General features: G+C 72.3%; 13 protein-coding genes. 8 read left to right on the top strand and 5 right to left on the bottom strand.

Going from position 1 to position 12019, the window contains the following annotated elements:
• Positions 1 to 9: 9 nt before the first annotated feature.
• The 3 genes from ACFXMF_RS30215 to ACFXMF_RS30205 all read right to left on the bottom strand — a co-directional run bounded on the left by ACFXMF_RS30215 (position 10) and on the right by ACFXMF_RS30205 (position 2811).
• Positions 10 to 1101: an adenylate/guanylate cyclase domain-containing protein gene (locus ACFXMF_RS30215; RefSeq protein ID WP_379990985.1), complete on the bottom strand. Its 1092-nt coding sequence runs from the start codon at positions 1099 to 1101 to the stop codon at positions 10 to 12.
• A 58-nt stretch (positions 1102 to 1159) separates the two neighbouring features.
• Positions 1160 to 1690 (bottom strand): PH domain-containing protein, encoded by a 531-nt coding sequence (locus ACFXMF_RS30210; protein WP_360308132.1) that lies wholly within the window; start codon positions 1688 to 1690, stop codon positions 1160 to 1162.
• Between the two features lie 302 nt (positions 1691 to 1992).
• On the bottom strand, positions 1993 to 2811 hold the full coding sequence (locus tag ACFXMF_RS30205; RefSeq protein ID WP_360308129.1) for a biotin--[acetyl-CoA-carboxylase] ligase: 819 nt from the start codon (positions 2809 to 2811) through the stop codon (positions 1993 to 1995).
• 103 nt (positions 2812 to 2914) lie between these two features.
• Here ACFXMF_RS30205 and ACFXMF_RS30200 point away from each other — a divergent pair, with 103 nt between their 5' ends.
• From ACFXMF_RS30200 to ACFXMF_RS30185, 4 genes are all read left to right on the top strand, one after another.
• A complete protein-coding gene (locus ACFXMF_RS30200; protein WP_360308126.1) occupies positions 2915 to 4501 on the top strand; it encodes an acyl-CoA carboxylase subunit beta in 1587 nt (528 codons plus the stop codon).
• 69 nt (positions 4502 to 4570) lie between these two features.
• The gene (locus ACFXMF_RS30195) at positions 4571 to 4768 is read left to right on the top strand and encodes an acyl-CoA carboxylase subunit epsilon (protein WP_360308123.1); all 198 of its coding nucleotides are present in this window, start codon (positions 4571 to 4573) and stop codon (positions 4766 to 4768) included.
• 107 nt (positions 4769 to 4875) lie between these two features.
• The gene (gene mmpB, locus ACFXMF_RS30190; RefSeq protein WP_379990984.1) at positions 4876 to 4992 is read left to right on the top strand and encodes a morphogenic membrane protein MmpB; all 117 of its coding nucleotides are present in this window, start codon (positions 4876 to 4878) and stop codon (positions 4990 to 4992) included.
• Positions 4993 to 5042: 50 nt separating this feature from the next.
• Complete coding sequence (locus ACFXMF_RS30185; protein WP_360308120.1) at positions 5043 to 5651, top strand: nucleoside triphosphate pyrophosphatase; 609 nt, start codon at positions 5043 to 5045, stop codon at positions 5649 to 5651.
• A gap of 7 nt (positions 5652 to 5658) precedes the next feature.
• On the opposite strand, the gene ACFXMF_RS30180 is transcribed toward ACFXMF_RS30185, so the two are convergent.
• Positions 5659 to 7341 (bottom strand): hypothetical protein, encoded by a 1683-nt coding sequence (locus ACFXMF_RS30180; RefSeq protein ID WP_379990983.1) that lies wholly within the window; start codon positions 7339 to 7341, stop codon positions 5659 to 5661.
• Between the two features lie 233 nt (positions 7342 to 7574).
• Here ACFXMF_RS30180 and ACFXMF_RS30175 point away from each other — a divergent pair, with 233 nt between their 5' ends.
• A complete protein-coding gene (locus ACFXMF_RS30175; protein WP_379990982.1) occupies positions 7575 to 8030 on the top strand; it encodes a hypothetical protein in 456 nt (151 codons plus the stop codon).
• Between the two features lie 77 nt (positions 8031 to 8107).
• On the top strand, positions 8108 to 8938 hold the full coding sequence (locus tag ACFXMF_RS30170; protein WP_379990981.1) for a helix-turn-helix domain-containing protein: 831 nt from the start codon (positions 8108 to 8110) through the stop codon (positions 8936 to 8938).
• 61 nt (positions 8939 to 8999) lie between these two features.
• Here the strand turns inward: ACFXMF_RS30170 and ACFXMF_RS30165 are convergent, their stop codons facing one another.
• Positions 9000 to 9533 (bottom strand): hypothetical protein, encoded by a 534-nt coding sequence (locus ACFXMF_RS30165; RefSeq protein WP_360308108.1) that lies wholly within the window; start codon positions 9531 to 9533, stop codon positions 9000 to 9002.
• A 263-nt stretch (positions 9534 to 9796) separates the two neighbouring features.
• On the opposite strand from ACFXMF_RS30165, the gene ACFXMF_RS30160 reads away from it, so the two are divergent.
• Both ACFXMF_RS30160 and ACFXMF_RS30155 read left to right on the top strand, forming a co-directional pair.
• Positions 9797 to 9970 carry a hypothetical protein gene (locus tag ACFXMF_RS30160; protein WP_360308105.1) on the top strand — a complete coding sequence of 58 codons (174 nt, stop codon included), beginning with the start codon at positions 9797 to 9799 and terminating at the stop codon, positions 9968 to 9970.
• A gap of 214 nt (positions 9971 to 10184) precedes the next feature.
• Positions 10185 to 11951 (top strand): biotin carboxylase N-terminal domain-containing protein, encoded by a 1767-nt coding sequence (locus ACFXMF_RS30155; RefSeq protein ID WP_360308102.1) that lies wholly within the window; start codon positions 10185 to 10187, stop codon positions 11949 to 11951.
• Positions 11952 to 12019: the final 68 nt, after the last annotated feature.

The following is a 12019-nucleotide window of genomic DNA, read 5'->3' as shown; positions in this document are numbered from 1 at the left end:
GCGCCGGCCTCAGCCGCCGCTCACACCGAGCGGATCGGGCAGCAGAGTGCCCGGGCGGCACACCGTCCACGGTTCGACCAGACCCAGGCCGCGGACCGGCCGGCGCCACATGGGGTGCAGTTCGTAGCGGTCGTCGCCCTCCAGGGCCGCGGCCAGTTCGCGATCGACCACCACCGCGTCCTTGGGGCTGAGCGCGGTCAGCCGACTGGCCAGGTTGACCGTGGTGCCGAACACGTCGCCCATCCGCGAGAGCACGTGGCCGTACGCGATGCCCACCCGCAGCGCGGGCAGCACCTCCTCCTGGGCCATCGCCTCGACCAGGCGCAGGCCCAGCTCGACCGCCGAGTCCGGCGAGAAGGTCACGAACAACACCTCGTCGCCCAGCGTCTTGACCAGTCGCCCGCCCTGCCCGGCGATCACGTCGACGGCGGTGTCCTCGAAGGTCTGCACGAGCCGGCCGAGCTCGGCCTCCTCCAGATTGCGCGACAGCCGGGTGAAGCCGACCAGGTCGGCGAAGCCGACGGCCAGCGACTGGCCCACCGTCTGCGGATCGGTCAGGCCCTGCATCGCCCGCGAACTGGCCGCGGCCAGGTGGCGCCGCCAGGCGTAGATGACCAGCGGTTCGAGTTCGAGCATCACGTCGCCGGCGGTGGTGACCACCTGCTCGGAGCGGCTGCCGGTGAGTTCGTTGCCGATGTACTCCACCCACGCCTCGGTCTGCCACTCGGCGAACCGGGCCATGGTCTGGCCGACCGAGCGCACGAACTGCGCCGCGACGGTGGCCGGCAACAAGCCGGACTCGGTCAGCTCGCGCAGGTGCTTGAGCGCCGCGACATCGGCGTCGGTGAACGCGCGGGCCGGGCCGAAATCGGCGAAGCCCAGGCCGCGCCACAACCGGCGGGCCTCGTCCAGGGGCACCCCGACCAGGTCGGCGACCTGGCCGGAGGTGTATCGGCGAGGGGCACCGAGCACGACCTGCTCGACGTCGGCGATGGTGTTGTGGACCGCCTCGATGTCGGACAGGTCGGGCAGGGCGTGCTGATCGGCCGCGTCGGCCCCGGCGCCCGCGCCGGGCTCCACGCGGGTCCGTTCCTCGGGCATGTGGCTCCACCGGGTGTGCGAAGGATGGTCTCGTCGGAGCCACACTACGTGTCGGGGGTCACAAAGGTTCGGGGTCGGGCGGTGCCGGGTACTTCTTCCGCCCCGCGGCGGCCCGCTCGACGAGTACCAGCAGCTCGCTCTGCAGCCGCACCGCGTGCGGCAGACCGGGCAGTTCGAGCTGCTCCCGGTCGCCGACGGGGACCAGTACGACGGTGCCGGCGCCGAGCACGCGGTCCACGAACGACTCGTGCTCGACGAGTACGTCCTCCACGCGGGCGAACGGCACCACCCGGATCTCCCGGGTCAAGGTGCCGGTACGCACGGTCAGCCGATCGGCGGCGACCGCGTACAGCGTGCCCAGCCAGGCCAGCCACGGGGCGATGCTCCAGCGGGCCAGGACCGCGAGCCCGGCCAGGAGTACGGCGGACCGAATCCAACCCGAGGCGGCGTCCGGTGAGGTCAGCGCGGCGAGGAAACCGGTGACCGCGACGGTGCCGAAGAGGGCGAGGGTGGGGCGGACGAGGTGCATCCAGTGCGGGCGCACGACGAAGAGTGTGTCGTCGTCGACCTCGGCTGTGATGGTGAACACCGGGCCTCCTGGTGAGTCACCACCGATTGTGCGGGGCCCTGGGGCGGGCGGCCGGGAGGCGTGCCGAAGGCACGGGGTTTTGCGCCCGCCCGCCTCATCCGCTGCGTGCGATGGGCGGGCCGCGGATGTCGGGCGGCGGCGGAGCCGAGACGGCCTCGCGGCCGAGGAGACGGGGACGGGTGGCCGGGGCGACGAGGCCGCGGGAGACAAAACGCCGTCGTGGCCCGGGACGAGTGTGCGCGTGCCGCCGCCGGCCGGAAGGAGCCGGGACGGCCTCGGCACGGGGCCGTCCCGGGGTGTGGTCAGTCGGCCGTCGGGCGGACGTGGACGACGTCGCCGGCCCCCACCGCGGTGGAGCCCGCCGAGGTGGTGACCAGGAGGCGGCCGTCCTCGTCGATGCCGGTGGCCGGGCCCTCCAGGGTGCGGTCGGCGGGCAGTTCGACCCGTACCCGGCGGCCGATCGTGGCGCACGCGTCGGTATAGGCGGTGAGCAGGCCGCTCGTGCGCGCGTCGCCGCCGGCCAGCCGCCAACGGGTGTACCACTCCTCCAGCTCGCGCAGGATCGCGCGCAGGATCGGATCGCGGTCGGTGTTCTCGGCGCCCGCCAACGCCAACGAGGTCGCGGTCGGGACCGGCAGTTCCTCCTCGCGCAGCGAGACGTTCAGGCCGATCCCCAGGACCACCCCGGCGCCGGCCCGCTCGGCCAGGATCCCGGCCAGCTTGCGTTCGCCCACGAGCAGGTCGTTGGGCCACTTCAGACGCGCGTCCACGCCGGTCACCCGGGACACCGCCGAGGCCGCGGCGACCCCGGCGAGCAACGGCAACCAGCCCCAGCGCGCGACCGGCACCTCGGTCGGTGCCAGCGTCACCGACATCGCGATGCCCGAACGCGGCGGCGCACTCCAGCGCCGGTCCAGCCGGCCCTTCCCCGCCACCTGCGACTCGGCGACCAGAACCAACCCCTCCTGCTCGTCGCCCCGCCGGGCGAGGTCGGAGTTGGTCGATCCGGTCTCGGGCAAGACGTCGATCTCGCGCCACAGCCCACCGGGTACCAGCAGAGCCTGGCGCAGCGCCGCCTCACGCAGCGGAGGGCGGTTGAGATCCGTGAAAGGAGAGTCCATCCGATCACCCTAGAAGGCACTGGGGGGCAGGGCGGTGATGGTCGCCGGCGTGGCGCGGATACGCTACCGATCGCCGCCGTTCGACGTGACAGGAGCCAGCACGATGGACCCAGTACAGGGCGAGCCCGACATCCACACCACCGCCGGGAAGCTGGCCGACCTGGAGCGCCGCATCGACGAGGCGGTACACGCGGGCAGCGCCCGAGCGGTCGAGAAGCAGCACGCCAAGGGCAAGATGACCGCGCGCGAGCGGATCGAGTACCTGCTCGACGAGGGCTCGTTCGTCGAACTCGACGAGTTCGCGCGGCACCGCTCCACCAACTTCGGTCTGGAGAGCAACCGCCCCTACGGCGACGGCGTGGTGACCGGTTCCGGCACGGTCGACGGTCGCCAGGTGTGCGTGTTCTCCCAGGACGTCACCGTCTTCGGAGGCAGCCTGGGCGAGGTCTACGGCGAGAAGATCGTCAAGATCCAGGACCTCGCGATCAAGACCGGCGTCCCGCTGGTGGGCATCAACGAGGGCGGCGGCGCGCGCATCCAGGAGGGTGTCGTCTCGCTCGGCCTGTACGGCGAGATCTTCCGCCGCAACGTGATCGCCTCCGGCGTGATCCCGCAGATCTCGCTGATCATGGGCGCCGCGGCCGGCGGCCACGTGTACTCGCCCGCGCTCACCGACTTCGTCGTGATGGTCGACCAGACCTCGCAGATGTTCATCACCGGTCCCGACGTCATCAAGACGGTCACCGGCGAGGACGTCACGATGGAGGACCTCGGCGGCGCCCGCACGCACAACAGCAAGTCCGGCAACGCGCACTACATGGGCGCGGACGAGAAGGACGCGCTGGAGTACGTCAAGGGCCTGCTGTCCTACCTGCCGAGCAACAACCTGGAGGAGGCCCCGTCCTTCGACGAGGCCGCCGACCTGGAGACCACCGACTTCGACCGGGATCTGGACACGCTGATCCCGGACTCGGCGAACCAGCCGTACGACATCCACACGGTGATCGAGCACGTCCTGGACGACGCGGACTTCCTGGAGGTCCAGCCGCTGTTCGCGCCGAACATCGTGGTCGGCTTCGGCCGGGTCGAAGGTCGGTCCGTGGGCATCGTGGCGAACCAGCCGATGCAGTTCGCCGGCACGCTGGACATCGACGCGTCCGAGAAGGCCGCGCGCTTCGTGCGCACCTGCGACGCGTTCAACATCCCGGTGCTGACCTTCGTGGACGTGCCCGGCTTCCTGCCCGGCACCGACCAGGAGTGGAACGGCATCATCCGCCGCGGCGCGAAGCTGATCTACGCGTACGCCGAGGCGACCGTGCCGCTGGTGACCATCATCACCCGCAAGGCGTACGGCGGTGCGTACGACGTGATGGGCTCCAAGCACCTGGGGGCCGACGTCAACCTGGCCTGGCCGACCGCGCAGATCGCGGTGATGGGCGCGCAGGGCGCGGCGAACATCCTGCACCGGCGCACGATCGCCGCCTCGGACGATCCCGAGGCGACCCGCGCGCGGCTGATCCAGGAGTACGAGGACACGCTGTGCAACCCGTACGTGGCCGCCGAGCGCGGCTACGTGGACGCGGTCATCCGCCCGTCCTCGACCCGGGCGCACGTGGTCAAGGCGCTGCGTGCGCTGCGCGGCAAGCGCGAGACGCTGCCGCCGAAGAAGCACGGCAACATCCCGCTGTAAGTCGGACCACACCGGGTCGGTCCCGGCGCGTGCGCCGCGGACCGGCCCGGCCAGGGCCTGGAGGTCCCCATGATCAAGGTGGTGCGGGGTGAACCCACCCCGGAGGAACTGGCGGTGATCGTCACCGTCGTGGCGGCCAAGGCGAGCGGCGGCACCGTCGCGCCGGAACCCGCCGCGCCCTCGCAGTGGAACGCGCCGGCCCGGCTGGTGCGCCGACCGTTGCGACCGGGGCCCGGTGCCTGGCGCGCGAGCGCCTGGCCCTCCTGAACGAACACATCCGCGACCTTCGCACCTCGAAGGTCGGTAAATCGCACGACCCGACTTGAGTACTCGTACTCAAGATCGCCCGGTGACACCCGTCGCACGATGAGTGCATGCGTGACCGTGACGAGTTCTCCGAGGAAACCCGGCGCGCCGTGGCCCAGCTACGGCGCGCCGTGTGGATCCTGCCCGTGGTGGTGATCCTCGGTCTGCTCGTGCTCGGCCTGTGACCGGGCGGCCCGTGCCCGATCGGCGCGCCGCGGCCCGGTACGTTGGCGGCATGACCGACCGTGCCCCCTCCCGTTCCCTCGTGCTCGCCTCGGCCTCCCCCGCACGCCTGAAACTGCTGCGCGACGCCGGGATGGACCCCAAGGTCGTGGTCAGCGGCGTCGACGAGGACGCGCTCGCCGCCGGCACGCCGCGCGAACTCGCGCTGCTCCTGGCCGAGGCCAAGGCCGACGCGGTGGCCGCCGGGCTCACGGCCGACGAACTGGTCGTGGGCTGCGACTCGGTCCTGGAGTTGGACGGCCGCGCGCTGGGCAAGCCGGCCGACGCCGCCGAGGCGTGGGAGCGCTGGCAGTCGATGCGCGGACGCGCCGGGGTGCTGCTGACCGGGCACTGCGTGATCGACCGGCGCAGCGGACTGCGGGTGTCCGACGTGGCGGCCACCACGGTGCGGTTCGGGACGCCGGACGACGACGAGGTGGCCGCGTACATCGCCACCGGTGAACCGCTGCACGTGGCGGGCGCCTTCACCCTGGACGGCTACGCGTCGCCGTTCGTGGACGGCATCGACGGCGACCCGGGCAACGTGATCGGCCTGTCGCTGCCGCTGCTGCGCCGGCTCCTGGCCGGTGTGGGTGTGCGGATCGTCGATCTCTGGACCTGAGGGGCCGTCAGGAGGTGGGCCCGTCCGGCCGGTTCAGGTCGCGCCGGACCGGGCCGGGGCCCAGGCCCGACAGCCCGGACGGCGGTTGCGGGGGGTACGCGCCGGGGCTCGGCTGCTGCTGCGGCAGATACGGCTGCGGGGCGGGTTCGGCGTAGGCGTTCGGTGCCCACGGGCCGCCGCCGGGGACCGGTGCGCCGACCGGGCCGGGACCGGGGCCCGGGCCGCGCCCGGGAGCACGCGGCGGCGGGGTGCCGCGCAGTGCGGCCAGCAGTGCGAGCGGCAGCGCGATCGCGGCGAGCACGAGCAGCGGTAGCGGTACCCCGCCGGGCTTCTCGGTCAGCCACTCCACCCAGCCGTAGTCGGCCGACGCGGCCTGCAGTTCCGGCCACACCGGTCCGCATGCCGCGCCCAGGCCGAATGCCGCGATCGCCGCCTCCGGACGCAGCCCGCCGATCACCACGCCGATCGCCGCCGCGCCCGCACAGCGCACCGCGAGCTGATGCCCGGAGCCGGCCGCGGGGCCGATGAACTCGGCCAGGACCAGGGCGAGTGCGGCCAGGCCGATCGCGTACGCCCCCAGTGTCCGGGCCGCGACCGCGCCCAGGATGCCCGCGACGGCGAGCCCGAGCAGCCACGGCAGGTATTCGCCCGGACCGTCCAACCCCAGCCCCGGGTTGCCCTCGGTACGGTCCCACGCGAACAGCGCGGCCGGGAACGCGGCCAGCCCGACCGCCATCGCCAACAGCGCGCCCGCGACCGAACGCACCCCGTCCACCCGATAGGTCAGCACCGCGGCGACCAGGCAGCCCGCCAACGCGACGATCGGCCACAGCCCGAGCACCTTGGGCTTGTCCTCGCCCATCACCACGGACGCCGCGGCGACCCCGACGCCGACCAACCCGAGCAGGAACACCCCACCGGAGGCGCCCGCTTCGGATTCCTGCCAGCCTCGGCCGGGCGGGACCAGCACCCGTCCGGTGGGCAGCAGGAGCAACAGGTAGCCGAACGCGACCAGCGGCAGCCAGGTCTGCAGACCGGCCCCGGACTCCCACATCGGATCGAGCACGTCCGACCCGCCGAGCACGAACAGCAGCGGTACGGCGGCCGCGAGCGTCGCCGCGAACGCGGCGTTCAGCGGCGCCTGGTGTCGCGGCACCGCGAGGTGGATCCACAACACCACGCCGATCAGCACCTGCACCGCGAAGCCGAACCGCAACAGGTAGACGAAGCCGAGCCAGCGCACGTCGCCCGAGCCGTCGTAGTGCGTGGCGATCGGGTCGAGCGCGGTGGTCAGCGCGGCGCCGGCCAGGCCGATCACCAGCACGCCGCCGACCGCGCCGCGGCGATGGGTGAAGACGCTGTCGGTGAGTCCGACGCCGCCGATCACCAGCGGCACCGCCCACGGCAACAACACCGCGATCAGATCCCACACCGACCAGTCGTCGGCGCCCGCGATCGTCGGCGCCGGGAACGATCCGTAGTCGGCCGGGTCCGCGGCGGCCGGAACCGGTACGGCGGGGTCGATGCCGGCCCGGAGCAGTACCAGCGCGGCAGCCGTGCCGAGCACGACCAACAGCGCACCGGGCACCCACTCCAGGGACAACCGGCCCACCGGTTCGGGGCGCCGCGCACGGCCCTCCGCGAATCCGGCGCCGGCCTCGTAGGCCTTGCGTATCACTCCGCCGGCCATGGCCGTCTCCCCCGGGTCGTCGTACAGGCAGCTTAGGGAAGAGCGGCGGTCGTCCGCTCCCGAAGCGGAAGACGCGGACCCCATCGGTTCGGATCCGCCGGAAGTCCCTCGACCATCCCTCGATCGCCGGGCATCGCCGCGACGTCCGCGGCCATTACCTCGGAGGGAATCGACCGCCCCACCACGTGTCGAGCACAGTCGTGGGTGTCGGCAATCGAACCCTGGAGGACCCCATGAGCGCCCAGTCCCTGCACTCCACGTTCGCGGCCGGTGGATCGACCGGCGACGGCGCCGTCCGCGGCGACACCGGCCTGCTGCGCATCGCGCTGCGCCTGGACGCGATCGCCACCGGCGCGGTGGGCCTGGCCGCGCTGGCCGGTTGTGCCGCCTTCGACGGCGCCCTCGGCCTGCCCACCGCGTTCCTGGCCGGCCTCGGTGCGTTCCTGCTGCTCTACGCGTCGGCCGTGTGGCGGGTGGCCGGCCGGTCCGCGCCGCATCGCATCGGCACACGCGTGGTGATCGCCCTCAACCTGCTGTGGTTCGCGGACAGCCTGGTGATGGCCGGCGCGGGCTGGTTGGACCCGACCGGCCTGGGCACCACGCTCGTCGTGCTCCAGGCGATCGCGGTGCTCGGCTTCGCCGATCTGCAGATCTTCGGGCTGCGCAAGGCGAACAGGTCCGTGCGATGACCGTCGGCGGGAAGGCCGTCGGGCCGTCGAGGAGGCGTCGTGCCGCGTTCGTGGAACACCGCGTACGGTCGGGTGCCATGAGTTCGGGACCCGGGAGCATCGTCACCGAGCGGCCCGCCGGCCGCCCCGCCGGCCGCCGATCGAGCGGCGAGTTGATCCGGCACTGGCGGCAACACCGACGGCTGAGCCAACTGGAGCTGTCCGCGGAGGTCGAGGTGTCCACCCGGCACCTGAGCTTCATCGAGACCGGCCGCGCGGTGCCCAGCCGGGACATGGTGTTGCGGCTGGCCGAATACCTGGAGGTCCCGCTGCGCGAACGCAACCGGATGCTCCTGGCCGCGGGCCATGCCCCGGCGTACAACGAAAGCCGGCTGGACGCGCCGGAATTGCACGCGGTGATGACCGCGATGCGCCAGATCCTGGTCGGGCACGGTCCCTACCCGGCGGTGATCGTGGACCGGGCCTGGAACATCGTCGACGCGACCCCGAGCATCGCGCTGTTCACCGAGGGCGTGGCCCCCGAGTTGCTCACCGATCCGCTCAACGCCTATCGGGTGAGCCTGCACCCCGAGGGCATGGCGCCGCGGATCGTCAACCTCCCGCAGTGGCGCGCGCATCTGCTGCACCGACTGCGTCGGCAGGTCGCGATCACCGGGGACCCGCTGGTCCGGGAACTGTACGACGAGGTGAGCGGCTACCCGGGCGGCGAGCCGCCGAACGCGGCCGGGCCCGGCGCGCCGGCCATCCCGTTGGGCATCCGGTTCGGCGGTGAGGTGTTGTCCTTCGTGAGCACGGTGGCCACGTTCGGCACCGCGGTCGACATCACCGTGGCGGAGATCTCGATCGAGTCGTTCTACCCCGCGGACAAGCGCACCGGGCAGATCCTGCGCGAATTGCACGGCGACTGACGGTCGGGGTGGGTGGGGATGGCCGGCCGGGTCGGGGCTCGGTCTCGGTTCGACGGCGGGTTCAGCCGCGGAGCCGGTGGCCCCAGACCTCGGCCGGCCGGGTCACCGGGTCGGGGCGCCACTCGCCGAGGCGGGCCCAGTCCCAGGATCGCAGCGCCGCGAGCGCGGCATGGTTGTCCCGGGGCACCCGCGCCGCGGCGAAGGTGGCATCGGTGCCCGCGAGCAACTTCTCCCGCATCCGGCCGGCCAGTCCCTGACGTCGGTGCTGGGGTACGACCATGAGGTCCACGATCACGAACACCTTGCCGGCCGCCGCCGATTCGGCCACGTCCTCGGCCAGTTCCCCGTGGAATCCGGTCCACCAGCCGCTCGCCCGCCGAGGCGGGAAGCCGTACGTGCAGCCCGCCGCCGCGCCGGCTCCGTTCGCGACCACCATCTCGAACCCGGGCTGTTGGATGTGGTCGGCGTAGCGCCGCAGGAAATCGGGGCGGCCCGGCGGGTCCTCGCCGTAGGTCTTGACGTACGTATCCGCGACGGATTCCCGCTGTTGGTCGGCCTGCCAACGGGTCAGCCGGCGCAAGAACACCTCTGCCACCAGTACCTCCTGCCCAGGCATGGGATGCCGTAGCGGTTCACATCGTGGCAGCCGGCCCCGCCCGGGGGAAACACCACGAGCCGAATACCGCCCGGTCGGGTAGCGAACCCCGGCGACCCGCGGCCGCGGGCGGTCCCGTCGAGGTCAGGCGGTTTGCGTGTTTCGGCCTCTTTCGGCCGCGTGTGCTCGTAGCCTGCGCACGGGGTACGGCGAGGAGAAAGTCGAGAGTGCCGAACGTGCGGGAACCGGGTAATGCGTGGGACATGTGTGCCGAGGCTCACGACGAGCACGAGTGGGTGTATCAGTACGGGCCGGACGGACCGGCGGGCAATCCGTGGGCCAAGGCCTGCAAGCACTGCGGGAAGATGGCGGGGGCGAACGTCCCCGAAAGCGGGCCGCTCGGGCGCTCCACCGGCGGCGACTGCCTGGGCGGCTGACGGGACCCGACACATAACTGGAACACGTTTCAGGTATACCCGGGCATCGACGCCCGGCACCTGCGGAGTACGTTGACCCCACCGGCAACGTGGCCGGCAGCTCCATCGCAGGCCATGAACATGGCGGGTTGCCGTACCCATGACGAGGTGGGGCGGCCGATTGTGCCCGCCTTCGAATCCCTAGACTCTCCGCAGTTCAGGAGGGAGCCAGATCGTGCGCAAGGTACTCATCGCCAACCGTGGGGAAATCGCGGTCCGCGTCGCCCGAGCATGCCGGGATGCCGGCATCGCCAGTGTGGCCGTCTACGCCGAACCGGACCGGGATGCTCTGCACGTGCGGGTGGCCGACGAGGCCCACGCGCTCGGCGGAAACACTCCGGCCGAGAGTTACCTGGACGTGGCCAAGGTTTTGCAGGCCGCCCAGGACTCCGGCGCGGACGCCATCCACCCCGGATACGGATTCCTGTCGGAGAACGCGGAATTCGCCCAAGCCGTGCTGGACGCCGGCCTCACCTGGATCGGACCGCCGCCGCAGGCGATCCGCGACCTCGGTGACAAGGTGGCCGCCCGGCACATCGCCCAGCGGGCCGGCGCGCCCCTGGTCGCCGGCACCCCGGACCCGGTCTCGGGTGCCGAGGAAGTGGTGGAGTTCGCGAAGGCCAACGGCCTGCCGATCGCCATCAAGGCCGCCTTCGGCGGTGGCGGGCGCGGCCTCAAGGTGGCCCGCACCCTCGAAGAGGTTCCCGAGCTGTACGACTCGGCGGTGCGTGAGGCGGTGGCCGCGTTCGGCCGCGGCGAGTGCTTCGTCGAGCGGTACCTGGACCAGCCGCGGCACGTCGAGACCCAGTGTCTGGCCGACACCCACGGCAACGTGGTGGTCGTGTCCACCCGCGACTGCTCGCTCCAGCGCCGGCACCAGAAGCTCGTCGAGGAGGCGCCCGCGCCGTTCCTGACCGAGGAGCAGAACGCCGAGCTGTACCGCGCGTCGAAGGCCATCCTCAAGGAGGCCGGCTACGTCGGCGCCGGGACCTGCGAGTTCCTGGTGGGCCAGGACGGCACCATCTCCTTCCTGGAGGTCAACACCCGTCTCCAGGTCGAGCACCCGGTCACCGAAGAGGTGACCGGCATCGACCTGGTGCGCGAGATGTTCCGAATCGCCGACGGCGAGGCGCTCGGCTACGACGACCCGCCGCTGCGCGGCCACTCGTTCGAGTTCCGGATCAACGGCGAGGACCCGGGGCGCGGCTTCCTGCCCGCTCCCGGCGAGGTCACCAAGTGGCTTCCGCCGTCCGGCCCGGGCGTGCGCCTGGACTCGGGCGTCGAGCAGGGTTCGGTGATCGGCCCGGCGTGGGACTCGCTGCTCGCGAAGCTGATCGTCACCGGTCGCGACCGCAAGCAGGCGCTCCAGCGGGCCAAGCGCGCGCTGGACGAGTTCGTCGTGGACGGCATGGCCACCGCGCTCACCTTCCACCGCGAGGTGGTGGTGGACCCGGCGTTCGCGCCCGAGCTGGCCGGCTCGACCGACCCGTTCACGGTGCACACCCGGTGGATCGAGACCGGGTTCGAGAACACGATCGCCCCGTTCGGCGGCGGCGCGGACTCGGCCGAGGAGGCCGGCGAGCGCGAGACCGTCGTGGTCGAGGTCAACGGTCGGCGCTTCGAGGTCACCCTCCCGGCGGGCCTCGGCGCGTCCGGCGCGGCCCCGGCCGCGGGCAAGAAGGCGCCCAAGCGCGGCGGTGCCAAGAAGGCCGGCGCCGCGGCGAGCGGTGACTCGCTGGCCAGCCCGATGCAGGGCACCATCGTCAAGGTCGCGGTCGAGGAGGGTCAGCAGGTCGCCGAGGGCGAGCTGATCGTGGTCCTGGAGGCGATGAAGATGGAACAGCCGCTCAACGCCCACCGGGCGGGCACGGTCAAGGGCCTGGTCGCCGAGGTCGGCGCGACGGTCACCTCCGGCGCGGTGCTCTGCGAGATCAAGGACTGATCCGGGTCGCCCACCCGCGGATCGGCCACGATCGTGCGGGTGGGCGTCCCGAGCGCCCCCGCCCGACA

Source organism: Embleya sp. NPDC059213 (assembly GCF_042754445.1).
GTDB lineage: Bacteria > Actinomycetota > Actinomycetes > Streptomycetales > Streptomycetaceae > Embleya.
The sequence above is the reverse complement of the archived record's forward strand: the minus strand, read 5'-3'. Positions and strand labels throughout refer to the sequence as shown.

Coding starts and splice junctions, on each gene's coding strand:
- ACFXMF_RS30170 (WP_379990981.1), top strand. CDS start 8,108: ATGAGTTCGGGACCCGGGAGCATCGTCACCGAGCGGCCCGCCGGCCGC.
- ACFXMF_RS30200 (WP_360308126.1), top strand. CDS start 2,915: ATGGACCCAGTACAGGGCGAGCCCGACATCCACACCACCGCCGGGAAG.
- ACFXMF_RS30215 (WP_379990985.1), bottom strand. CDS start 1,101: ATGCCCGAGGAACGGACCCGCGTGGAGCCCGGCGCGGGCGCCGGGGCC.
- ACFXMF_RS30175 (WP_379990982.1), top strand. CDS start 7,575: ATGAGCGCCCAGTCCCTGCACTCCACGTTCGCGGCCGGTGGATCGACC.
- ACFXMF_RS30185 (WP_360308120.1), top strand. CDS start 5,043: ATGACCGACCGTGCCCCCTCCCGTTCCCTCGTGCTCGCCTCGGCCTCC.
- ACFXMF_RS30205 (WP_360308129.1), bottom strand. CDS start 2,811: ATGGACTCTCCTTTCACGGATCTCAACCGCCCTCCGCTGCGTGAGGCG.
- ACFXMF_RS30180 (WP_379990983.1), bottom strand. CDS start 7,341: ATGGCCGGCGGAGTGATACGCAAGGCCTACGAGGCCGGCGCCGGATTC.
- ACFXMF_RS30195 (WP_360308123.1), top strand. CDS start 4,571: ATGATCAAGGTGGTGCGGGGTGAACCCACCCCGGAGGAACTGGCGGTG.
- ACFXMF_RS30160 (WP_360308105.1), top strand. CDS start 9,797: ATGTGTGCCGAGGCTCACGACGAGCACGAGTGGGTGTATCAGTACGGG.
- mmpB (WP_379990984.1), top strand. CDS start 4,876: ATGCGTGACCGTGACGAGTTCTCCGAGGAAACCCGGCGCGCCGTGGCC.